A 22,047-nucleotide genomic window follows, 5' to 3' on the forward strand; every position below is an offset into this window, starting at 1 on the left:
AATGGATAATCAGGTAGTCTGGATTGTTCTTAAAAAATTAAGAACCCCTTTTTTAGTTTTGCTTATTACCTTTTCTATTTCTATAATCGGTCTTATGTTAATTCCTGCTATTGATGATAAGGGGCATATTTATCATCTAAATTTTTTTGATGCATTTTATTTTGTAAGTTATATGGCAACTACTATCGGATTTGGTGAAGGGCCTTATGCTTTTACATATCCCCAAAAACTTTGGGTTACTTTTTCAATTTATTTGACTGTAATAGGCTGGTTTTATGCAATAGGAACGATTGTTGCGTTAATTCAGGATGAGGCGCTTAAAAAAGCCATTAATCTAAGAAAATTTATAAAACAGGTAAAAACTCTTAGAGAAGATTTTTTTATAATTATCGGTTATAACAGGGTTACAAAAGATATAATTAATAATTCTGATTTCAGGTTTGTGGTAATTGATAAAAAAGAAGAAAAAATAGATGAACTTAACTTGGAAGATTTTAATCCTGTCGTCCCGGCAATTACAGGTGATGGAACCAACGAAATTATTTTAAAATATGCGGGAATTGAGTCAAAATACTGCAGAGGAGTAATTTCCTTATTTGAAGACGATGCAAAAAATATGCAAATAGCTACTGTTTGTAAACTTTTGAATCCCAAAATTGATTTAATTGTAAAAGCGACTTCTAAGAATCAGGAGGATTATTATAAATCTTTGGGCATAAAATATATTATCAATCCATTTAAAATTATTTCTGATAGAATTTATTTAAATATTACAAAACCTTTCATTTGGCTTTTGGAATTGTGGGCTTTTGGACATAAATTAATTCTTGAGCAAAAAGATCTTTTGCCAAAAGGTAAATATTTAATATGCGGATACGGCAGAATGGGGCATGCATTGGAAGAGGGGCTTAAAATGGCCGGAATTAATTATAACATTTTAAAAATTGAAACCGAGGATTATGTGAGGAAAAAAGGAAGTGTTATTTTTGGAGATGATGAAGACAGAAGAGTGCTTGAGAGTTATGATGTTAAAAATTCAAATGCAATATTCGCTGCCACAAACAACGACTTGTTAAATTTGACTATTATCAATAAAGCTAAAAAATTAAATCCAAAAATTTATACGATTGCCAGGGAAAATTCACTTGATGATATTACTATTTTTCAGGCTGCTGAAATTGACAGAATTTATGTTTTGGAAAAAATTACCGCTGAATATGCGATTACAAGTATTTCAAGACCGTTAGTTGATGCATTTATAAGGAAAGTCAGGGAAATGGACAACAGCTGGGGTGAGGTAATGGTTAATATGCTGAAAAATATTGCTGGAGAAAGACCTATTTATTATGAAATAACTATAAATGCAGAAAACGCATATGCCCTTATGCTAAAACTGAAAAAGAGAAAAATAACTTTAGGAGATATAAGAAAATCCAGGGCAAACAGAAATGAACTTTTGCATATTGTATATTTGCTGTTAAAAAGGGGAGATAAAATAATTCTTATGCCGGGTTCTGATATGGAAATAAAAGAAAATGATAAATTATTAATAGCTTCAAATAAAGAAAATATAGAAGATTTTGAATATATTGTGAATAATATTTATGAACTTGATTATGTATTGGGAGAGTGATTAAATTAAAAAAGGAGAAAAAATGGCAACAAAATTATTTGAAGGATTAAAGGAATTTAAAAAAGGTGATTTTGAAAAACACAAAGAGCTTTTTTCAGAACTCAAAAAAGGTCAAAATCCCCATACTTTTTTTATCGGTTGCAGTGACAGCAGGGTTGTTCCAAATGTTATTACCAAGGCTCTTCCGGGAGAACTTTTTGTAGTCAGAAATATTGCAAATGTGGTCCCACCTTATAAGGCAAGCTCAGAGTCGAGTTATAAATGCACAGCAAGTGCTCTTGAATATGCGGTTGAATATTTGGAAGTCAGAAACATAGTGGTTTGCGGGCATAGTAACTGTGGGGGATTAAAGGCTCTGTTTTATGATGAAAAAAAATTAAACAAACTCCCAATTGTAAAAAGGTGGCTTAGCCTTCTTGACGATGTCAAAAAGAGTGTAGAACACATTGAAGACGGGGCATTTAGGGAATGGGAAATAGAACATCTGAATATATTAAAACAGATAGATAATCTTACAACTTATCCCTTTGTGGAAAAACGATTTAAAGAAGGAAAATTAAATATTTTCGGATGGTATTATATAATTGAAACAGGGGAGGTTTATAACTATAATTTTGATACTCAGGAATTTGAACTTATAAATTAGGGATTTTTTTTAAAATAGTTATAAATTCCCGCTGCTATACCTTTAGCAAGTAATTTTTGATAAGCCGGGTTGAATAATCTTTTAGCTTCCACAGGATTGGTCAAATAACCGGTTTCTATAAGAATTGCCGGCATTTGAGTACCCACCAGTACCCAAAACGGAGCAGGTCTTACTCCGCCGTCAATTACTTGTTTATATTTTTTTTTGAGAGAATAAAGCATTCCGGCTTGTATGTCAATTGCAAGTTTTTGTGAATCAATAATTCTGTCTCTATTTAAAAATCCTAAAATAACTCTTTGATCCACATAATTAAGTCCTTTTACTTCTTTGTTTTCTATTTTTGCAACTCTTATTGCCCTGTCATTTCTTGTAGGAGAAAGAAAATAAGTTTCAATTCCTCTTACTTTTGTATAATGATGAGGAGCAATATTGCAATGAATGGAAATAAACAGATCTGCTTTTTTCTGGTTTGCAAAATGCGTTCTTTCTCTTAACGGTATAAAATAATCACCGTGTCTTGTCAGATAAACCTTGTAACCCATTTCTTTTAGCTCGCTGTAAAGGTATTTTGCTATTTTTAAAACGGCAATTTTTTCCATTCTATGTCCGATACCGATACCTCCGCTGTCTTTTCCCCCGTGCCCCGGGTCAATTACTATTACTCTTTGTTTATATGTTTTTGGAATTATTAAAGTCTGTTTTTGGGTGATTTTTTTATTTAAATAAATGATAAGTTTTTTATTTTCTATTTTATAATTTATTTTTGGGGAATAAATTGCCACTCTTACAATTTTTTTGTTGAATTGGGCAACTTTTATTTGAATGTTATTAATTTTTTTTGAATACATCTTTGGAATTATTGTATAAGGGATATCAAAAACATGTATTTTTTTTCTTAATATAAAATGCTTTAGATTATTGGAGGGTAAAGTAATTATAAAAGGATTTGAAGAAATTATTTTTATATATTTTTTCTGAGGTTTATTATTGGGTGTAACATGTTCTTTTTCTGTTTTTGTTAGAACTTTTGATTTCTGGGTTAGTCTTTTTAATTTATTTTCATATTCTTTTACATTGAAATTTAAATATTTTCCGCATTTTATTAAATTTTTAAGGGCGCTAATTTCTTTATTTTTGTTATTGTCTAAGATTGCTGAAATATAAATTCTCTGATATTCATAATAATCCTTATATGCACTGTTTATGGAAGTTGTGTCACATGCGAAAAGAACAGAAAAAAGAAAAACCAGTAAAAATCTCATTCGCCAATCAATTCTTTTATTAAATCTTTTACATGCATTAGTTTATCTGCTTTGTATGCGTAAGCCCCGCTGAAGTAAAGACCGAGTTCCTCATCTCCAAGATATGCGTCTGCAAGTCTGTCTGCAATGCAGTATCCGACTTTCTTTGCCTCTTCACCTCTGTGACAAGGAAAAACACAGTTTGAAATACATTTTATTTTTGGCCCCTCTTTTTTTTCAACTTTTTTTATAAGTTTTGTTCTAATTCCGCGTGCCGGATATCCCACCGGAGATTTCATTAAAATAATATCTTCTTTTTTTGCATTTAATAAAATTTGTTTAAACACATCGCTTGCATCACATTCGTATGTTAATGCAAATCTTGTCCCCATCTGAACTCCGTCTGCCCCGAGGGATAGAAATTTTTCAATATCTTTTTTATCCCAAATTCCGCCTGCAGCAATTACAGGAATGTTTTTGTCCCATTTATCAACTTCTTCCCTTACATCAGGCACTAAATTTTCCAGCTGGTTTTCTTCTTTAAAACAATCTTCATATTTAAAGCCCTGGTGTCCTCCGCTTAAAGGTCCTTCTACTATTACCGCATCAGGTATTCTTTTGTATCGTTTTTCCCATCTTCTTGCAATCAGTCTAAAAGCCCTTCCTGTGGATACTATAGGCACTAACGCAACATCGGGAAAATCTTTTGTGTATTCCGGCATATCGGTTGGAAGTCCGGCTCCTGTGATAATTATATTGGCTCCCGCAATGCAGGCATCTGTTACCACTCTTCCATAATCATTAATGGCATATAGCACATTTGCACCAAGAGGTGCATCTCCGCATATTTTTCTTGCATTTTCAAAAATTTTAATTAAAGCCTCTTTTGAATAAAAGTTTTTTTCACTTACAGGTCTACCCTCAACCAGTTCTTTTGCATATTTTTTATTTTCATAATATCCGGTTCCGACAGCACTGACTACCCCGAGTCCGCCTTCTTTACTTACATTCCCGGCCAGTTTGTCCCAGCTTATGCCAAGTCCCATACCACCTTGAATAATCGGGTATTTAATTTCCCATTTTCCTATTTTTAAAGGTTTTAGTTTCATTTAATTCTCACTTTTGCAAATTTTCTTTTTCCGATTTGTAAAATATATTCTTTCCCGCTTTCCAAGTTTATATCAGCGGAATTTATTTTTTCCTGGTTGATTCTGACAGCCCCGCCTTTTATGTGGCGTCTCGCTTCACTTTTGGAAGAGGCAAGTTTTGCAGCAACCAGTGCATCAACTATGTTCATTGGCTCCATTTCAAATTCAGGAATATCTTCGGGAATTTTGTTTTGTTTATGAACCCTGTCAAAATGTTCTTTTGCCTTCTCTCCTGCGCCTTTGCCATGGAATCTGTCCACTATTTCAATAGCGAGCATTTCTTTTATCTCTTTTGGATTTCTTCCGTTTTTAACATCACTCTTTAATTTTTCAATTTCTTGTAAACTTTTATCGCTGAGTAAATCATACCACTCCCACATCAACTCGTCTGAAATTGATAAAACTTTTGCAAATATTGTATTGGCATCTTCAGTGATACCGATATAATTTCCAAGAGATTTACTCATTTTGTTAATTCCGTCAAGCCCGATAAGTAAAGGCATCATAATTACACTTTGCTCTTTCCCCACATTATAAACCCTTTGAAGGTACCTTCCCATAAGAAGGTTGAATTTTTGGTCGGTTCCTCCGATTTCTATATCGCTTTTAAGCGCAACACTGTCATATCCCTGAAGTAGAGGATAAATAAATTCGCTGATGGCAATTGGAGTGTTTGATTTAAATCTTTTTTCAAAATCATCCCTCTCTAGCATTCTTGCAACCGTATAAGTAGTGGTCAGTTCCACTATTCCTTTTGCCCCCAATGCATTTAGCCATTTTGAATTGAATACAACTTCTGTTTTGTCTTTGTCTAGAATTTTGAAAACCTGTTCTTTATATGTTTTGGCATTCTCTTCAACTTCTTTTGGTGTTAACATTTTTCTTGTTTTGTTTTTACCTGTTGGGTCTCCTATTTGCGCTGTAAAATCACCTATCAAAAACTGGACTATAGCTCCGTATTTTTGAAATATTTTTAATTTTTGAAGTAAAACAGTGTGGCCTAAATGCAAATCAGGTGCAGTTGGGTCAAATCCTGCTTTTATTGTGAAATTTTCACCTTTTTCAAAATAGTTTTTAACAAGCTCTTTTATTCTCTCTTCCCCGATAATTTCACTTGAGCCTCTTTTTATCTCTTTTAGTGCATTCTCAACTTTTTGATTAATATCCATCTTTTAAACTCTCCTTTTTGCTTTACACTATTTATTATAAGCGTCATTTTTTGATACAAATTCTATTATCGGATAAATTTTTCCTATTTTTTCTTTTATTGTATCAAAAATTTTTTTATCAAATTCTATTTCCACCCTGCAGTGATTGGATTCTTCTCCCAAATTGATTGAATGGATAAATACATTGAATTTATTTAATAAATTGATAAACTTGGCAAGTTCGCCTTTTTTGTTCGGCATGCTTACAACTAATATATATCTGTTTTGCCCTTTTTTTACCCATTCAACAAATACTGCCTTATCAATTTTATTTTCCGCATTATTACAAAATCTGTGATGGATTTCAACTTCTTTTTTATGTAAAAGTCCTAAAATTTTATCTCCGTATTTCGGATGGCAGCAGTAATTAAATGAAATATCGTTTATGTGTTTGTTTGAAAGAATTCTTATATTTCCGAAAATATATTCTTTTAATTTAATATTTTTGAAATATAAAACATTTCTTTTTTTGAGAGTTTTATATATTCTTTTAACAACTTCTTTCAAAAAGTTTTCATCGTCAACTATTTTTCCAATATTTTCACATAAATTGTTGGCTTTAATTAATGCCCTTATTTTAATGGCATCTAAATCAAAAATACCCTTTAAAATAGCAATGGCAAGTTTTCTGTTTATCTCTTTTTCTTTTTGGTTACATAGTCTTTTTTGTTCATATTTTGCCTTGCTGGTTTTTAATGAATTTATCCAGCTGCATCTAGGAATTACTTTGTCTCCGGTAATTATATTTACAATATCACCGGTTTTTAGTTCTGTTAAAAGTGATACTTTTTCTTTATTTACATAGGCTTCTTTTGCCCTGTTTCCTATATCGGTATGAACCGCATATGCAAAATCAAGGGCTGTTGCACCGCGCGGCAGGGTAAATGTTTCAAATTTAGGTGAATATACCACAATATCCTCACTGAATAAATCATTTTTGGCAAGTTCGTAAAAATCTTCCACATTTTCATTAAATTTTAAATTCTCAAGCCATTTTACATTCGGAAGGTCGGTATTCAGTTTATATTTCCAGTGGGCCGCTATTCCAAATTCGGCTTTTTTATCCATTTCCTGGGTTCTTATCTGTGTTTCAATAATAGAGTTTCCGTCATATACCGTAGTGTGCAGGGTCTGATATCCGTTTTCTTTTGGAATGGCTATGTAATCTTTAAATCTGCTGATAAGTGGTCTGAAATTTAGATGTATAATTCCTAGTGTTTCATAACATTCAAGGGGTTCTTTTACTATAATTCTCACAGCCAGTAAATCAAGCACTTCTTCAATAGAAATACCTTTCCTCTGCATTTTCAAAAAAATGGAATAGTAATGTTTTATCCTGCTTTTTATTTCAAATTCGCTTTTTAAAAAACCGTTTTTCAGCATCAATTCTTCTATTTTGGATATAAAATTATTAAGTTTTTCATAAAAGATTTCTTTATTTGCCTTTATATATTCATCAATTTTTTTATATTCTTCTGGCAGCAGATATTTAAAAGATAAATCTTCAAGCAGGTTTTTAAGTGTTGCAATTCCGAGCCTGTGGGCGATTGGTGCGTAAACGACAAGTGTTTCTTCTGCTATTCTTTTCTGTTTATGTGGCGGCAGGGCTGATAGAGTCAGCATATTATGAAGTCTGTCACATAGTTTTATAATCAAAACCCTTATGTCATTAACGGAGGTTAATATCATTTTTCTAAAAGTCAAGGCAGATTTTGCAAGTTTTTCATTTGAAGTGGAAGGAACGAGGGAATTTCCTCTGATTTCCACTATTTTAGTAAGACCTTCCACCAATTCCGCCACTTCGCTTCCAAATTCGTCTTTTATATAATAAATAGTATAAGGTGTGTCTTCTACGACATCATGCAGTATTGCCGCGACAATCGGCACTTCTTCATTTAAAAAATAGGCAGTAATTGCGGCAACCAAAATAGGGTGTATTACATAATCTTCACCGCTTTTTCTTTTTTGGCCTGCATGGGCTTTTACGGCAAATTCGATTGCCTTTTTAATTAACGGGGTATCTTTTTTTGATAATAAAAGTTTTTTTGCACTTTCAGTGTCTTTAATATTTTTTATGTTTTCAACGAGTTTTAGAAAATCTTCTCTCAAACTTCTTTAACCTTTACTTTACCTTTTGCTATTTCAAGCACAGCAATTTCTGTATATTGCATGTTTTTTTTAGGAAGTTCCACAAGAGGTTTTGCTCCGTTCATAAGTTCTTTTACTCTTTTTGCTACTGCCTGTGAAAGCAGGAATCTGTCATAATTTACTTTTTCTAGTGCTTCAGCATTGATTTGTTCTATTCTCATTTTTACTCCTTAACTATAGAATATTTTGCATCTTTTTCATTTTTCAAAATTTTAAGTAAATTTCCTTGTTTAAACATATTGCAAACAATTATAGGGAGTTTGTTTTCCCTTGCAAGAGCAATTGCCGTATCATCCATCACTTTTATATTGTCTTTTAAAGCCTCTTCATAAGTAATTTCTTTAAGAAGTTTTGCATCTGGGTATTTCTTTGGGTCTTTATCATAAATACCGTCAACCTTTGTGGCTTTAATGATTGCACTTGCTCCAATTTCACTGGCCCTTAGAACCCCGGCCGTGTCTGTTGTAAAAAACGGATTTCCGGTTCCTGCCGCAAAAATGACAACCCTTCCTTTTTCTAGGTGTCTGATTGCACGTCTGACTATAAAATTTTCTGCTATTTCCTCCATTTTAATGGCACTTTGCACCCTGACTTCAAGTGAATCATTCTCCAGGGCTTCCTGCATGGCAACAGCATTTATAACAGTTGCCAACATTCCCATATAATCACCTGAAGTTCTTTTAATAATACCGTCTTTTGCCGCACTTACACCTCTGATGAAATTTCCTCCTCCTATAACTATTGCAACTTCGAATCCTTCATTTATTACACTTTTGATTTCATCTGCCAGAAATTTAAGCACTTTTGTATTGATTCCAAAACCGTCTTCACCCGCTAATGCTTCACCTGAAAATTTTATTAAAATTCTTTTTTCAACTCTTTTCATAGGAGGCCTTTTTAAAATGGTATTTTATCATATTTAATATTTTTGCACAAAATCAAAATTATTTTAAATTAATAACCTGAAGCGGGTTGATTGCTCTGTCTTTATATGTGACTTCAAATTCCAGAGAATTGTTCACCCTTGCGATAATCTGACCTTTTTTTACGAAACTACCTTTTTTGATAAGAGGAGAAATTTTAGATAAGTTTGCATAAACACTGAATAAATTATTTTTATGTTTAATAAAAATAATTTTTTTATCTCCAACTTTTCCGATATAAATAACTTTTCCCGGGAAAATTGCTCTGATGAGTGCATTTGGCCGGGTTTTAATGGTAATGGAATCATTATAAATTCTGATTTTATAAATTGGGTCTATGTATGAGCCGAATTTTTTAATTACCGTTCCTTTTACAGGGGGTATTGTTTTTGGACCTCTGTATCTGGTAACTTTTGGTTTTATATAGGCACTTCCTACTTTTTTAACAGTTATAGGTTTTGCAGGAATATTTACAGTTATTTCTTTTTTATGTTTTATTATTTTGAATTCTGCCAGTTTTTGTTGCAGTTTTTTTTGTTTTTTTAACATATTTTCAAGTTTTGTTTTATATATTCGTTTTTGTTTTTTTAAATTTTTTAATATTTTAAGCTGTTTTTGTTTAAGGGTTAATAATTCTTTTTTCTTTTTTTCAAGTTCTTTTTTTTGGTTGTTGATAGTGTTTATTTTTTGGTTTACTTCTTTGATGCTTTGCTGTGTTATTTTATTTTCTTCTATTAAAGATTTGATTTTTTTAGCATATTTTTTTAAAATTTTTTCAGTTAATGCCGTATAAATTAAATCATTTAACGTATTTATCTGTTTGCTGTTTATATAATAATTTTGTGCTATAAAAGAAATTATTTCTTTATTAATTGATTTTTGTTTATTTAAAAGTCCTTTTTTTAAATCATTTAATTCATTTAATATTTTATTGGAACTTTTTAAAGAAGTCTGAAGAATTCCAATCTGTTTGTTTAAAATATTTATTTGGGTATTGATGTTATTTAATTTTTTTTGTGTATTTATTATATTTTTTGCTAATAAATCTAATTTTAAATTCATTTTTTTAATTGTATATTTTGTGGTGGTTAATTCTTTTTTTGTTTTTGAGAGTGTATTGGCATTTAGTAAAACTATTAAAAAAATAATTAGAAAAAATCTCATTTTTTCCTTCCAATAATTACTATCATAGAGGAAAAAATTGATATTATTAAGGAAACTGAAAATAGTTTCAATAATGTATCTGCATAATCAATATTAAAATCTATGGAGAGATCTTTTATTATTTCATTAAAAATTGATGAATTAATGAAATAATAAATAAATATAGCCGTTATTAAAAATGAAACAAATGAATCAATAAAAGCTATTTTGAACAGTGCGGCACCTTTAAACCAAAAAGGAGCCCCGAAGAGTTCCATTATGTACATTCTTTCGCTGTGCTCGAATTTCCATACTTCAAGCTGTTTGATAATAAGTAAAAATCCAAGGATTCCGACTATTATCATAAATGCGTTTGAAATTATTTTCAGTAAAAACAATAAATTGTATATTTTTGTCTGAGTGCTTCTGTATGTCAAAACCCTTTTTATAAAAGGAAGGTTTGAGAGATGGTTTTCTATCTGTTTTAGTCTGGATGGGCTTGGGAGGGTTTTTAATTTTACAGAATAAAAATATGGAAATTTTATATTGCTAAAATCTATATTTTGAAAGTTACGTTTTAATTTTTGAATATAACCGTCTATATTGATAGACTCTATTTTTTCCACTTCTTTTATGTTTAATTTATCAATGGGTTTGTCGCTTACAACAGCTATTGAATAATTATTTACGATATTTTTCTGGTATTTTTGCAAAATTTCTGAAAATGTAATATACAAAAATACACTAAAAAGTATTGAAACCAGGGCTAAAATTAAACTTATATGACTTTTAAGAGAGTTCATAAACGCTGCCTTTTTCTAAATGAATATGTTTGTATTCTATATTAAAAGTCTGGGGTAGTGAGTGAGAAGCAATTACAATTGTAATTCCAAGTTTGTTTGCCATTATAAAAAGCTCCATTACCAGGTTTGCTGAATATTCATCAAGTCCTGAAATTGGCTCGTCTGCCAAAATCATTACCGGTTCGTGTATTATAGCCCTTGCAATTGCCGCCCTTTGCTGCTCACCTCCACTTAGCTCCAGCGGAAATTTGTCAGCTTTATGTGAAAGTTTTACTTTTGAGAGCATATGCATGGCTTTTTCTTCAGCTTCATTTTTTGAAAATCCCGCAATTAATAATGGAAGTGAAACATTTTTCAATATATTCCATTCAGGGATTAATTTAAAATCCTGAAAAACTACTCCTAAATATCTCCTAAGTTCCGAAAGTTTAGATTTTCTAATTTTATGTAATTCATATCCCCCGATATTTAAAAAACCTCCTGCTGGTTTGATTTCTCCATACATTGATTTGATTAAAGTGCTTTTCCCACTCCCGCTTACACCTGTTAAAAATACGAATTCTCCGCTGTTTATGGAAAAGTTGGCGTTTTTTATAACGATTTCATTTTTGTATCCGAGAGTCAAATTTTTTGCCAAAACCAGTTTACCCATTAAAAAGCCTTTTTAATTCCTTGTGTGCTAGATAATTATCTTTAATTGGAGCCGGCATTTTAAAATATACTGGATTTTCTTTGTTTAAAATATAAACATGTTCTGGTCTGTTGAAATTTCCTAAAGTCAGCCGTATTAATTCTTCATTTTCATTTATTTTAAAAACTTTTTCTATATGAATTACAAAATTATCATAAATTTTAGGTTTAAAATCAAGATTACGCAGTTTAGTATCAAAACTGAAATCGAATTCTTCTTTTAGATCAGGCGATTTTTCATGATTAATCATATAAATATCATAAATATTTTTGTTCATTCTTTTCCATCTGTCTTCATATTTGCTGGAAACTGCATAGGGTATGTTTTTTTTCACATTAAGTTCTATTTTTTTAAAATTTAAAAATTCGTTTAATGAATAGTTAAAATAATTTTCACTGTCTGTTCTTAAATGTAAAAATCCGTTTTCTTTTAGTGTTCTGATGGATTCAGAGATAAAGTCTTTATTTATTACCCGTCTGTGGGGTTTTTTATCCCAAGGGACAGGAAAATGAACATAAATGGCTTCAAGCTGGTTTGAAGGAATTTTACTGAGGATAATTCTCGCATCATGGTTTAAAATTCTTACGTTTTCTATACCTTCTAAACTGAGTCTTTTTAAAACCTGTTCAATTGAAGGTTTGTGAATTTCAATTCCCAAAATTGTTTTATTTGGGTTTTCTTTTGCAAGATATAAAAGGTGTCTTCCGCTTCCAAATCCGACCTCTATAATGTCAATATTGCTTAAATCATCAGTAATGTTTATTAAATTCTTATTAGGCAGTTTTTCTTTAATTCCGTTTATATTTTCAAAAATAATATTGGCATTATGTAATTTTGTAAAAGCCAAATAGACTTTCTTTATTTCACTGATTATCGGTCTTGTTATTTTGTCATATTTTATTAAAAAGCCTTGGTCTTTTTTTATGATTTTAATTAAAAATTTTGCAGATTCTGTTTTTACCCCTATTAAGTTTTCCGCCTGAAAGAGAAACTCTACATCGTTTAATTTTTGCGGATAATGTATGTCTTTTAAATTGTCGATTACAATATGCGGCATTAAAAAGAAACCTCCACTTCGGTAGGTTTCGAAATAAGGCCGTACTTGTCTATTGCATAAATTTTATAAGTTACGGAATGTTTTTTATCTATTTCTTTATCCAAAAATCTGTTTCCGTTTACAAGATATTTTTGTTCTTTTTTATTCAAAATATTTCCCAACTCTTTTACTACCAGATATTTAACAGCCCTGTTGTCGGGAGAATTCATAATAAATTCCACGCCGTTGTCTGTAACATTTGTAGATACAATCGGTTTTGCAGGTATATCAAGCGTTTTTCCCATAACCTCAGGTGTTTTGTCAAGCAGCGATTCTGTCTGATGAATACTCACAGCCGTTACTTTATAATATTCGGTATCCCCGTCTTTATCAATTTTATCAATATAGAAAGTGTTTTTAGTTTTTGCAATCGGAACAAAAATTAAAAATTTTTTCTTATATATTTTATAATAAGCGGCATCTTTAACCGGAGTCCAAGAAATTTGAATTTTTTTAGGCAGATCAACAGTTGCTTTTACATTCATTACAACAGGAGGCTTTGGATAAGTGGAAATGGTGAGCTCTTGAGATGGTGCAGAATATAAATCATCAAAAGTTACAGCAATGATTCTGTATTTGTAAATTTTACCGTCAACCAGACCTTTGTCAATGTATTCCACATTGTATCTCGGTTTTAGTGTCGCTATATTTTCCCATTTTGCTTTTTCATCGTTGAATCTTTGAATAATATATGAATTTACCCTTTCATTTGGATGGGGTCTGAATATTATTTTAACTTCACCTTTTGTTAAACGTTTTATTTCAAGAGGTATTACCGGAGCTACTGTCGGAAGGGTTTTTTGTTCGGTTTCTACCGCAAGGGATGGAATTTTGTTTTTATCAAATGTTGCAATTCTGTATCTGTATAAAGTATTAGGTTTTAAGTCTGTATCAACATATAATGTTTGATAAGGGTCTTTTAATGTGATAATTTTGCCCCATTTTTTTGTTTTAAAATCAAATTTTTGTATAAAATACCCTTTTATTCCTTTTACAGCATTCCATTTAAGTGCCATTGCGTTTCTGTCAGGATACGCCTTGAAATTTGTAACTTTCGGGAGGTTTGGGTTTGATTTAGGTGCAGGTTTATTTATCGCACATCCGGTTATAATCATTAAAGATATCAGCAATAGAACCCATTTTTTCATAATTAAATCCTTTTGGTAAATTCTTTTTAAAATCATCAAATATTGGTGCAATTATACTAAGTTTTTGACCGTTTGGGTGAGTAAAATATAATTCATATGCGTGAAGCATAACTCTTGGTGTCTGATTTTTGGCCCCGTATGTGCTGTCTCCTATAATATATCTTCCAAGGCGTGTTAAATGAACCCTTATCTGATGGGTTCTTCCTGTAAAAAGTTTTGCAGCGGTTAAATTTTCAAAAACAGGTACAAAAAGAGTTTTAGCTTCTTTGCCGTTATTTACAACTGCCATTTTAATTCTGTTTTTTGGATTTCTCCCTATGGGGGCTTCAACGCATTTTGCTTCTTTAATGGGTGCATTTAAAAGCATTAAATAATATCTCCCCATGGATTTGTCTTTAAGCTGGCTGCTTAAAAACTCATGGGTTTTATTATTTTTTGCAATAACAAGCGCTCCGCTTGTTTCTTTGTCTATTCTGTGAACTATCCCGAATCTTTCTTCCCCCGCAATTGTTGAGAGTGAATAATTATTTTGTTTCAGCCAGTCAACAAGGGTCGGCTCTTTCACGCTTGGTGCGGGATGGACGACAATTCCGGGAGGTTTGTTAATAATAAGCAAATCTTCATCTTCGTATAAAACAGGTATGTCAAAATCGGCTTTTTGTGTCTTTTTTTCTGTAACTTCCGGCAAAATTACTTCAATTTTGTCATTTCTTTTGAGTTTAATTCCCCCTTTTTTTGCTATGTTTTCATTTATTTTAACAAATCCTTTTTTTATCAATGCTTCAATCTGGTTTCTTGAAACATTTAATTTCTCAGTTAAAAATTTATCAAGTCTAATTTCTTTATCAGCAATGAAATTCAATAATTTTCCATTATCCATTCTACATATTCCATTTTTTTAATTATTTTATCAAAACTTGACAAAAAAATTAATTTTAATTAAAATCTCGAAAACTGCAAATAAACTACTACGCTACAAGGATATTAATGGAAAATCAAAACAGTGTTACCACTAATACTGGTAATAACAATAATCATACAAACACTAAACAAAGAACCCACATACCTGTTGAAGGCTATACTATAGAAGAACTTAGAAGTATGCCAACAGACGAGCTTATTAAAATAGCGAATGAATTGGGAGTTGAAAATCCTCAGGAGTATAAAAGACAGGATTTAATGTTTGAAATTTTAAAAACCCAGGTTGCAAAAGGCGGATATCTGCTTTTTACCGGTATTTTGGAAGTAATGCCTGACGGATATGGATTTTTAAGAAGCATTGGCGGAAATTTTGAAAATTCTGTAAATGATGTTTATGTATCACAGACTCAAATTAGAAGATTTGCTCTCAGAACCGGTGATATAGTAACAGGACAGGTTAGACCTCCGAAAGATCAGGAAAAATATTATGCCTTACTTAAAATAGAGGCCATTAACTATATGCCGCCTGATGATGCCAAAAAAAGACCTCTTTTTGACAACCTTACACCTTTATATCCAAACGAAAAAATAAAACTTGAATATGAACCGACTAAACTAACAGGAAGAGTTCTTGATTTGTTTGCACCTATCGGAAAAGGGCAGAGGGGATTAATAGTTGCGCCTCCAAGAAGTGGTAAAACGGAACTTTTAAAAGAAATAGCACACGGAGTTACAAAAAACCACCCTGAAATTGAACTTATGGTATTACTTATTGATGAAAGACCGGAAGAAGTTACAGATATGCAAAGAAGCGTAAAAGGTGAGGTTTTCAGTTCAACTTTTGACAAACCAGCCCAAAATCATGTAAGAGTTGCCGAGCTTGTAATAGAAAAAGCCAAAAGAATGGTTGAAATGGGAAAAGATGTTGTAATTTTGCTTGATTCCATTACAAGACTTGCAAGGGCTTACAATACCGTAACTCCAGCAAGCGGCAAGGTACTTAGCGGTGGGGTTGATGCAAATGCGCTTCATAAACCGAAAAGATTTTTCGGTGCAGCAAGAAATATAGAAGAGGGCGGAAGTCTTACTATTATAGCAACAGCACTTATCGATACAGGTTCAAAAATGGATGAGGTAATTTTTGAAGAATTTAAAGGTACAGGTAATATGGAGGCTGTGCTTAGCCGCAGAATTGCGGACAGAAGAATTTATCCGGCAATTGATCTGCTTAAATCAGGAACAAGAAAAGAAGAATTACTACTTACTCCGGAAGAACTTGCAAAAGTATGGGCTATCAGAAATATAATAAGTGAAATGGATGAAATAGAAGCTTTGAAACTTATGTATTCAAAAATGCTTAAAACCAAAAATAATCAGGAATTTTTAAGCGTTATCAACGAATAATGAAATGCGGGGTATTTGACAGCGGAATAGGGGGGCTGAGTGTTGCTTCTTCTATTTTAAAAGCAAAACTTTTTGATGAAATAATTTATTACGGAGATACAGCAAGGGTTCCTTATGGAAACAAAAACGAATCCACAATAATACGATATTCCCTTGAAGCTATGGAATTTTTGAAAAATTTTAATATCGATTTTTTGGTTGTTGCCTGCAATACCGCAAGCGCCACTGCAATAGACGAGCTTAAAAAAGAAGCCCCTTTTCCTGTGGTTGGGGTGATAGAAGCCGGAGTCAAGGCGGTTGAAAATGAAGATAAAAATTCAAGTATATTATTAATCGGGACAAAGAGGACTATTAAGTCAAAAAAATATGAAAAATTTTTAAGAGAAAAAGGCTTTAAAAATATTATTTCCATTGCAACGCCTCTTTTTGTCCCTTTGGTGGAAGAGGGGATAACAGAGGGTAAAATAGTAAATGAAATATTTGATCTTTATTTTAAAAATATTGATAGAAAAAAAATAGATATTGTAATTCTCGGCTGTACACATTATCCTTTTTTATCAAATTCACTTCAAAAATATTTTCCCAATGCAAAACTTATCCACTCAGGTCAGGCTATAGTGGAACTTTTAAAAAACGAATATAATTTAACTCCTAAAAAATCCACTTCAATCAACTTCCTTGCAAGCGACGATCCTCAACATTTAAGACAAAAAGCAAAAGAATGGCTGAATATTGACTGAAAATTTGTGATATAATGATATAAGAATTAATTTTTCTGTAATAAAAGGGAAAAATATGAGGAAATTTTTTATATTGTTTTTTTTATTTATGAATATTTATGCAGGTATTAATTTTCATTTTGATAAAGAAAAAGATTTTACAATCGTAAATAAAAATCCAAAATTTCAATATTTACCAGGTGATATTACTATAATAGGTAACACTGTTTTATGTCCTAAAGATTCAAACGGTAATTGTAAAAGTGATGTAAATAACAATAATTCAAATGCTGAATTAAATTTAAAATATATAGATATAGATAACAATCCAGATACTAATGATTCTTCCCAAGCAACTCTTTCCATTCCTAACGGTACACATATTGTATGGGCAGGTCTATTTATACAGGGATATTTGCATGATTATAATGATGCTGATGATGAGAATGCAATTCAAACTTATATAAAAAATAAATTTAATAATAATCATTTAAAAATAAAAACCCCGTTTTTTAATCATTATCATAATTTGAGTTTAAATAAAGTAAATGTTTACTTAATGCCTAATTATGATTGGAGCGGAAATCTTGTTGGCTATACTTACGGATTTTTAAAAAAAATCACTAGTCTTTTTAAAGATCATAATTCTGCTGCAGAAGTAAATGGTGTATACAGGTTGGCTAATATATTGGCTCAGGAAGGCAGAACATTTAATAATTCAGACGGATTAGGAAATTTCGGTGCTTGGACTTTGGTAGTGATTTATGAAGAAGACGATCTAGAAAATGGAAATTTACCTTATAAGGCTATCCAAGTTTTTAATGGATATAAAAAAGTTTCGACAGAAGATATAGATGTAACAGTTTCTGGTTTTTATACTCCTAAATCTGGTCAAATAAGTTCAAAATTGATAATGTTTGCCGGAGAAGGAGATAAATATATCAGTGGGGATTATTTTGCTATTGAAGGACAAAAATTAACTGATGGAAATTTAAACAGTGAGAATAACTTTTTTAATTCAAGTATATCAAATAATATTCAAAGAAATCCTTCATTAATTAATAATCAGGGAATTGATATTCATCAGTTGGATATAAGTAATTATTTAACAAATTCTCAAACATCAGCTACTTTTACTTTTGGAACAAATGGTGATTATTATTTCCCTTCTTTGCTTGCATTTTCTACAAATATTTATGTTCCAAAATTTTGCTATGACTATGCATATTCCCAAAACGGAATTTTTTTTACTGAGCCTTATGTCCCAGGTGTTTCACCAAGACTTGTGGGTATTGTAAATCATGATCCGAATCAGCCTGTTAAACTTTCTGTTTATATAAAATCACAAGAGAACAGTGACATTATTGCAAAAGACACTAATTTTTCATTGTTTGATATTAACACTTCTCAAGTTGATGTTGATCCGGATGAAATTTATGTATATAAAAGTGAAGATGCTAATCTTTCAAAAGTAGAAGCCAATATAACTACTGATGGAAATGAAACAAATGTTACTGATATTCCTTTAGGCGATATTGATTCTGTCGTTAGCAGATATATTTATATGAATTTTATTCCTGAAACCACTGATTTAAATATGTCAATAAACGGTGTATTAAATTATATTATGCATATTACCACACCTAGTGGTAAAACTGTTGTATTTCCGGGGAAACCGTTATATTTAAAAAATTTGCCGATATGTTCCAATGAATATTCATATAACCCAACTTGGTCCGTTTTCAATGTGTCAGATAAAAAAGTGTATGAAAGTGATAAACATAAATACAATCTTTTAACTCAGATATCGGGCAGAGCTAATGATTATATGGTGGTCTCTTATGATAAAGACAATTTAAATCAAGAAAAAGATTATAATTTCAGTGTTGTATTAGAAGTTATAAATGCCGGAGGTTTTCACGATTTTAATGCTTCATGTTATAATCCCAACGCACCTATTTTTTATATAAAAAATGGGGATGGTAATTCAACTGTAAAACTTAATGTAAATTTTGACGGTGCAAAACATGTTGATGAAAATTTAACAATAAACGGAGCCATAAGAAATGCGGCTTTCAGGATTAAATATATTGATTGGGATCAATTATTTACTGAAAAAAGTTTTAATTGTGATGATTATTCCACAGACGGAACATTAAAAGGTATTCCTAAATGTTTAAATAATAATAATAATTTAAAAACTGTTTTTGGAAATAATACGCCTTGTTTAAATTCAGAAATTACTGGTGCTCCATGTGATATGAATGGAAATCATCAAGGTAATTATCCTTATAATGTTGGAGACGGATATGACTGTTTAAGATGTCTTGCTGATTATTATGGTTCAATAATATGTTCAAGGGATAATTTTTCCGTAAGGCCGGACAGTTATTACATTTCTATAAAAGATCCTGTCAATGGTAACGAAATAATTAATGATTTAAACTCATCTCCTATAACAAAGCTTGCCGCAGGTGTTAATTATAAATATGATATAAATGCAACAGTATATAATTCTCTTCAAGCCGCTTCAGGTTATACCAGGTTTTTTAATGGTGAAAACAGTGATTATAATATTTCATTTATTTGGTCAAGTGATAAAAATTCAAGTGTTTGCAATGACATAAGCGATAAACCTCAAAAATTTTATATGCTTAATGGAGAAGTTTCCGCTCAGGAAGCGAATAATACTGAAATAGGTGAATATAATTTAACTGTTATAGACAAAGACTGGACGTATGTTGATCAGGCAGGGAATAATCATAGTCTACATTCAAGTTATTTTTACAGCGGCTATGACTGTGATATCAATTCATCAAGAACAAACCCACCTAATACTGCGATTAATGTAAACGGTAATGAATTAGATCCTTCAACATTGGACGGATGTATTATTACAAATTCAAATCATACTTCCCCTGGGGTTAATCAGACTTTTAAAGATATAAATATTACTTATGTGCCGTATAAGTTTGATCTCTCTTCTGTAATTCCAAGTTATGGTATTAATAATGAAACCAATTTTTCAAATGCCTGGGTTTATATAAATGATATTATTAAATATCAAAATGATGAAAATGAATCTCTTCATTTTTACGGAGTTATAAAAGCTATTGCCAAAGGCGGAAAAGTTACAAGAAATTTTGTAAACGGCTGTTTTGCAAAAGATTTAAATTTTTCAGTTAATTATAATTCATCTGATAATTCTTTGCCTTTTAAATATGTTTTATATGAACAAAACGGCTCAAGGACAAGCGGGGATGCAAACAATTCTAAAATTTTTATAACCAAAGAGAATTTTATTAAATCAAATGCAGGAAAAACCAATTTAAATATTAAATTAAATTACAAAAAAGAATTTAATAAAACAATTAGTCCAATAGATGTAAATTTATCAGATTTAAATATTACTCCTAATAACAGCAATGAGTTAATATATGAATATAACGGAACAAAATATACCAGTGGGGAGCTTAATTTAAGTGGGAAAAATATTGAATTCAGATACGGAAGAATAAAAGTAAATAGTGCAGCAGGTGTAGGAACAGAAGTTAATACAACATTTAAATATGAATATTGGACAGATGACGAAGGCTGGAAAGTAAATAATGACCATAACAGTACAATATTTGGAGATTATAATAAAACAAATTCATATTATCCAAATGATATAAATTTTGTTTCAATATCTCAGAACGGAACCAATATTTTAGAAGGTATAGAAAAAGTAAAATTTACCACCACTCATTCAATACCTTACAGTGCAAAAATTCATTTATCAATTCCAAGCTGGCTTTGGTATCATCCATTAGCAAAAGAATACAAAAATCCAAATGCAGCGAATACTGATTGTAGAACGCATCCTTGTATGAATATTAATTTTTTAAACAGTTCAAGTGCTTGGGGAGGAATTGATGTTAATATTTCCAAAAATGGTGAATTTAATGTGTCAAACAGAGCTGTAGAAATCAATGCAACTAATGAAAAAAATATTTCTAAAAAAGGGGTAAAAAAAATAAATTGGTGATTTTTCATTTTTTATTAACTGTTTTTTGTTAAAAGAAGAAAAAAGGTTTATTGTGAATATATCATTGGTTGAATATAAAAAATTAATTATTAATGGCAATTACTTTGAAGCCCATGAAGTATTGGAAGATGAATGGCATAAAATCAGGAAAACAAATAATGATTTAAAATGGGCTTTAAAAGGTTTGATAAATGCCGCAGTTGCAATGGAGCTTAAGAGAAGAAAAAGAGATGGATACAGTCTTGTATGGAAAAATTTTGAAAAATACGAAAAATACTATAATTTAGATGAAAATATAAAAGAAACGGCTGAATTTGTGAAAAAATACAAACCTTAATATTTTTCCCAGAAGAATTCTATCCATTCTTTTGTTTCATGAAAATAATAATCGGGTTTATATTTTGAAGTGGGCTTATAAAATATTGAAATTGATTTAAAGATTTTTTCAGGATATTTTTCTTTTAATTTTTTCATAACTTCAATAAATGTATCACCGCTGTCACTTATATCGTCTACTACTAAAATGTTTTGATAATTATTTAAATTAGGAATGTTCCAAACTTTTGGAGTAGATAATTTAGTTGTTTTGTCATATGAACTTGCATTGATTGTAAAAACATCTTTTATATTGAAAATTTCAGCTAAGTGATGGGCTAAAGTCATTCCTCCCCTGATTATGGCGACTATTGCATCTGGTTTTGGGATCTGATTTTTTTCTAAATCAATTTTCATTTCCTCATATGAATAAAATTTCATTTTTTTCCTTTTTATGAAATTATACTACTTTTTCTCTTGCAATAAAAAAATTTTTTAGATATAATTTCACTCCACCGGGGCTCGTAGCTCAGTTGGTTAGAGCAACCGGCTCATAACCGGTTGGTCGCAGGTTCGAGTCCTGCCGAGCCCACCATTTGCCCAGGTAGCTCAGTCGGTAGAGCAAGGGACTGAAAATCCCTGTGTCGGCGGTTCGATTCCGTCCCTGGGCACCATTTCAATTAATTATAATTTAAAATGAATAATGGAAAATTAAAATTATTTATACATAATAAGTGTTTGACACTATTTGTTTAAAATTAATGATTAAAGCCTTAAAATAAAGATACTGGCTTAAGTATTTAATATTAAAACAGTTGCAAATTTTTACTAAA

Annotated in this window: 19 protein-coding genes and 2 tRNA genes; 8 read left to right on the forward strand and 13 right to left on the reverse strand. The window is 30.9% G+C overall.

The annotated features are described in order from the left end of the window. Position 1 precedes the first annotated feature (1 nt). Both LNAT_RS02730 and LNAT_RS02735 read left to right on the forward strand, forming a co-directional pair. Positions 2-1,633: a potassium channel family protein gene (locus tag LNAT_RS02730; protein ID WP_096258390.1), complete on the forward strand. Its 1,632-nt coding sequence runs from the start codon at positions 2-4 to the stop codon at positions 1,631-1,633. Positions 1,634-1,655: 22 nt separating this feature from the next. Further along, positions 1,656-2,279 (forward strand): carbonic anhydrase, encoded by a 624-nt coding sequence (locus LNAT_RS02735; protein ID WP_096258391.1) that lies wholly within the window; start codon positions 1,656-1,658, stop codon positions 2,277-2,279. Here LNAT_RS02735 and LNAT_RS02740 read toward each other — a convergent pair. Genes LNAT_RS02740 through LNAT_RS02795 form a run of 12 tightly spaced genes read right to left on the reverse strand, consistent with a single transcriptional unit; the run spans position 2,276 to position 14,708 of the window. Then, positions 2,276-3,541 (reverse strand): N-acetylmuramoyl-L-alanine amidase family protein, encoded by a 1,266-nt coding sequence (locus LNAT_RS02740; RefSeq protein ID WP_096258392.1) that lies wholly within the window; start codon positions 3,539-3,541, stop codon positions 2,276-2,278. The genes LNAT_RS02735 and LNAT_RS02740 overlap by 4 nt on opposite strands. Continuing rightward, on the reverse strand, positions 3,538-4,629 hold the full coding sequence (locus LNAT_RS02745) for a nitronate monooxygenase (protein WP_096258393.1): 1,092 nt from the start codon (positions 4,627-4,629) through the stop codon (positions 3,538-3,540). Before LNAT_RS02745 ends, LNAT_RS02740 begins: the two co-directional genes overlap by 4 nt. Next, a complete protein-coding gene (tyrS, locus tag LNAT_RS02750; protein WP_420795365.1) occupies positions 4,626-5,831 on the reverse strand; it encodes a tyrosine--tRNA ligase in 1,206 nt (401 codons plus the stop codon). Before tyrS ends, LNAT_RS02745 begins: the two co-directional genes overlap by 4 nt. 33 nt (positions 5,832-5,864) lie before the next feature. Next, positions 5,865-7,985: a RelA/SpoT family protein gene (locus LNAT_RS02755; RefSeq protein ID WP_096258395.1), complete on the reverse strand. Its 2,121-nt coding sequence runs from the start codon at positions 7,983-7,985 to the stop codon at positions 5,865-5,867. Next, positions 7,982-8,185, reverse strand: coding sequence for a DNA-directed RNA polymerase subunit omega (locus LNAT_RS02760; protein ID WP_096258396.1), 204 nt, complete (start codon positions 8,183-8,185; stop codon positions 7,982-7,984). Before LNAT_RS02760 ends, LNAT_RS02755 begins: the two co-directional genes overlap by 4 nt. Before the next feature lie 2 nt (positions 8,186-8,187). Further along, the gene (gene pyrH, locus LNAT_RS02765; RefSeq protein WP_096258397.1) at positions 8,188-8,910 is read right to left on the reverse strand and encodes a UMP kinase; all 723 of its coding nucleotides are present in this window, start codon (positions 8,908-8,910) and stop codon (positions 8,188-8,190) included. A 58-nt stretch (positions 8,911-8,968) separates the two neighbouring features. Continuing rightward, complete coding sequence (locus tag LNAT_RS02770; RefSeq protein ID WP_096258398.1) at positions 8,969-10,111, reverse strand: murein hydrolase activator EnvC family protein; 1,143 nt, start codon at positions 10,109-10,111, stop codon at positions 8,969-8,971. Then, positions 10,108-10,893, reverse strand: a complete 786-nt coding sequence (locus tag LNAT_RS02775) for an FtsX-like permease family protein (RefSeq protein WP_096258399.1) — start codon at positions 10,891-10,893, stop codon at positions 10,108-10,110. The genes LNAT_RS02770 and LNAT_RS02775 overlap by 4 nt, the downstream gene beginning before the upstream one ends. Further along, entirely contained in the window at positions 10,880-11,545 is a 666-nt protein-coding gene (locus tag LNAT_RS02780) for a cell division ATP-binding protein FtsE (RefSeq protein ID WP_096258400.1), read from the reverse strand. The genes LNAT_RS02775 and LNAT_RS02780 overlap by 14 nt, the downstream gene beginning before the upstream one ends. Beyond that, positions 11,538-12,641 carry a tRNA (guanosine(46)-N7)-methyltransferase TrmB gene (gene trmB, locus LNAT_RS02785; protein WP_096258401.1) on the reverse strand — a complete coding sequence of 368 codons (1,104 nt, stop codon included), beginning with the start codon at positions 12,639-12,641 and terminating at the stop codon, positions 11,538-11,540. Before trmB ends, LNAT_RS02780 begins: the two co-directional genes overlap by 8 nt. Further along, the gene (locus LNAT_RS02790; RefSeq protein ID WP_096258402.1) at positions 12,641-13,828 is read right to left on the reverse strand and encodes a fibronectin type III domain-containing protein; all 1,188 of its coding nucleotides are present in this window, start codon (positions 13,826-13,828) and stop codon (positions 12,641-12,643) included. The genes trmB and LNAT_RS02790 overlap by 1 nt, the downstream gene beginning before the upstream one ends. Continuing rightward, positions 13,767-14,708, reverse strand: coding sequence for an RluA family pseudouridine synthase (locus tag LNAT_RS02795; RefSeq protein ID WP_096258403.1), 942 nt, complete (start codon positions 14,706-14,708; stop codon positions 13,767-13,769). Before LNAT_RS02795 ends, LNAT_RS02790 begins: the two co-directional genes overlap by 62 nt. 107 nt (positions 14,709-14,815) lie before the next feature. Here LNAT_RS02795 and rho point away from each other — a divergent pair, with 107 nt between their 5' ends. From rho to LNAT_RS02815, 4 genes are read left to right on the forward strand one after another with little or no spacing between them, the layout of a single operon-like run. Beyond that, a complete protein-coding gene (gene rho / locus LNAT_RS02800; protein ID WP_096258404.1) occupies positions 14,816-16,153 on the forward strand; it encodes a transcription termination factor Rho in 1,338 nt (445 codons plus the stop codon). Beyond that, complete coding sequence (gene murI, locus LNAT_RS02805) at positions 16,153-16,893, forward strand: glutamate racemase (protein WP_172413486.1); 741 nt, start codon at positions 16,153-16,155, stop codon at positions 16,891-16,893. Before rho ends, murI begins: the two co-directional genes overlap by 1 nt. Positions 16,894-16,948: 55 nt before the next feature. Beyond that, positions 16,949-20,899 (forward strand): hypothetical protein, encoded by a 3,951-nt coding sequence (locus tag LNAT_RS02810; RefSeq protein WP_096258406.1) that lies wholly within the window; start codon positions 16,949-16,951, stop codon positions 20,897-20,899. Positions 20,900-20,951: 52 nt separating this feature from the next. After that, positions 20,952-21,236, forward strand: coding sequence for a DUF309 domain-containing protein (locus LNAT_RS02815; protein WP_172413487.1), 285 nt, complete (start codon positions 20,952-20,954; stop codon positions 21,234-21,236). Here the strand turns inward: LNAT_RS02815 and LNAT_RS02820 are convergent. Beyond that, positions 21,233-21,655, reverse strand: a complete 423-nt coding sequence (locus LNAT_RS02820; protein ID WP_096258408.1) for a phosphoribosyltransferase — start codon at positions 21,653-21,655, stop codon at positions 21,233-21,235. The two genes, LNAT_RS02815 and LNAT_RS02820, sit on opposite strands and share 4 nt — an antisense overlap. 77 nt (positions 21,656-21,732) lie before the next feature. On the opposite strand from LNAT_RS02820, the gene LNAT_RS02825 reads away from it, so the two are divergent. Both LNAT_RS02825 and LNAT_RS02830 read left to right on the forward strand, forming a co-directional pair. Then, a tRNA-Ile gene (locus LNAT_RS02825) sits at positions 21,733-21,809 on the forward strand. A 3-nt stretch (positions 21,810-21,812) separates the two neighbouring features. Continuing rightward, positions 21,813-21,888: transfer RNA gene (locus LNAT_RS02830), tRNA-Phe, on the forward strand. The last annotated feature ends 159 nt before the right edge of the window (positions 21,889-22,047 follow it).

The organism is Lebetimonas natsushimae, from assembly GCF_002335445.1.
GTDB classification, from domain to species: domain Bacteria; phylum Campylobacterota; class Campylobacteria; order Campylobacterales; family Nautiliaceae; genus Lebetimonas; species Lebetimonas natsushimae.

What these genes read in the sequence shown, in the direction of transcription:
- LNAT_RS02735 (WP_096258391.1), top strand. Translation starts at nt 1,656, where the DNA reads ATGGCAACAAAATTATTTGAAGGATTAAAGGAATTTAAAAAAGGTGAT.
- LNAT_RS02790 (WP_096258402.1), bottom strand. Translation starts at nt 13,828, where the DNA reads ATGAAAAAATGGGTTCTATTGCTGATATCTTTAATGATTATAACCGGA.
- LNAT_RS02775 (WP_096258399.1), bottom strand. Translation starts at nt 10,893, where the DNA reads ATGAACTCTCTTAAAAGTCATATAAGTTTAATTTTAGCCCTGGTTTCA.
- LNAT_RS02780 (WP_096258400.1), bottom strand. Translation starts at nt 11,545, where the DNA reads ATGGGTAAACTGGTTTTGGCAAAAAATTTGACTCTCGGATACAAAAAT.
- LNAT_RS02740 (WP_096258392.1), bottom strand. Translation starts at nt 3,541, where the DNA reads ATGAGATTTTTACTGGTTTTTCTTTTTTCTGTTCTTTTCGCATGTGAC.
- LNAT_RS02820 (WP_096258408.1), bottom strand. Translation starts at nt 21,655, where the DNA reads ATGAAATTTTATTCATATGAGGAAATGAAAATTGATTTAGAAAAAAAT.
- LNAT_RS02760 (WP_096258396.1), bottom strand. Translation starts at nt 8,185, where the DNA reads ATGAGAATAGAACAAATCAATGCTGAAGCACTAGAAAAAGTAAATTAT.
- LNAT_RS02730 (WP_096258390.1), top strand. Translation starts at nt 2, where the DNA reads ATGGATAATCAGGTAGTCTGGATTGTTCTTAAAAAATTAAGAACCCCT.
- LNAT_RS02795 (WP_096258403.1), bottom strand. Translation starts at nt 14,708, where the DNA reads ATGGATAATGGAAAATTATTGAATTTCATTGCTGATAAAGAAATTAGA.
- murI (WP_172413486.1), top strand. Translation starts at nt 16,153, where the DNA reads ATGAAATGCGGGGTATTTGACAGCGGAATAGGGGGGCTGAGTGTTGCT.
- LNAT_RS02810 (WP_096258406.1), top strand. Translation starts at nt 16,949, where the DNA reads ATGAGGAAATTTTTTATATTGTTTTTTTTATTTATGAATATTTATGCA.
- rho (WP_096258404.1), top strand. Translation starts at nt 14,816, where the DNA reads ATGGAAAATCAAAACAGTGTTACCACTAATACTGGTAATAACAATAAT.
- trmB (WP_096258401.1), bottom strand. Translation starts at nt 12,641, where the DNA reads ATGCCGCATATTGTAATCGACAATTTAAAAGACATACATTATCCGCAA.
- LNAT_RS02770 (WP_096258398.1), bottom strand. Translation starts at nt 10,111, where the DNA reads ATGAGATTTTTTCTAATTATTTTTTTAATAGTTTTACTAAATGCCAAT.
- LNAT_RS02745 (WP_096258393.1), bottom strand. Translation starts at nt 4,629, where the DNA reads ATGAAACTAAAACCTTTAAAAATAGGAAAATGGGAAATTAAATACCCG.
- pyrH (WP_096258397.1), bottom strand. Translation starts at nt 8,910, where the DNA reads ATGAAAAGAGTTGAAAAAAGAATTTTAATAAAATTTTCAGGTGAAGCA.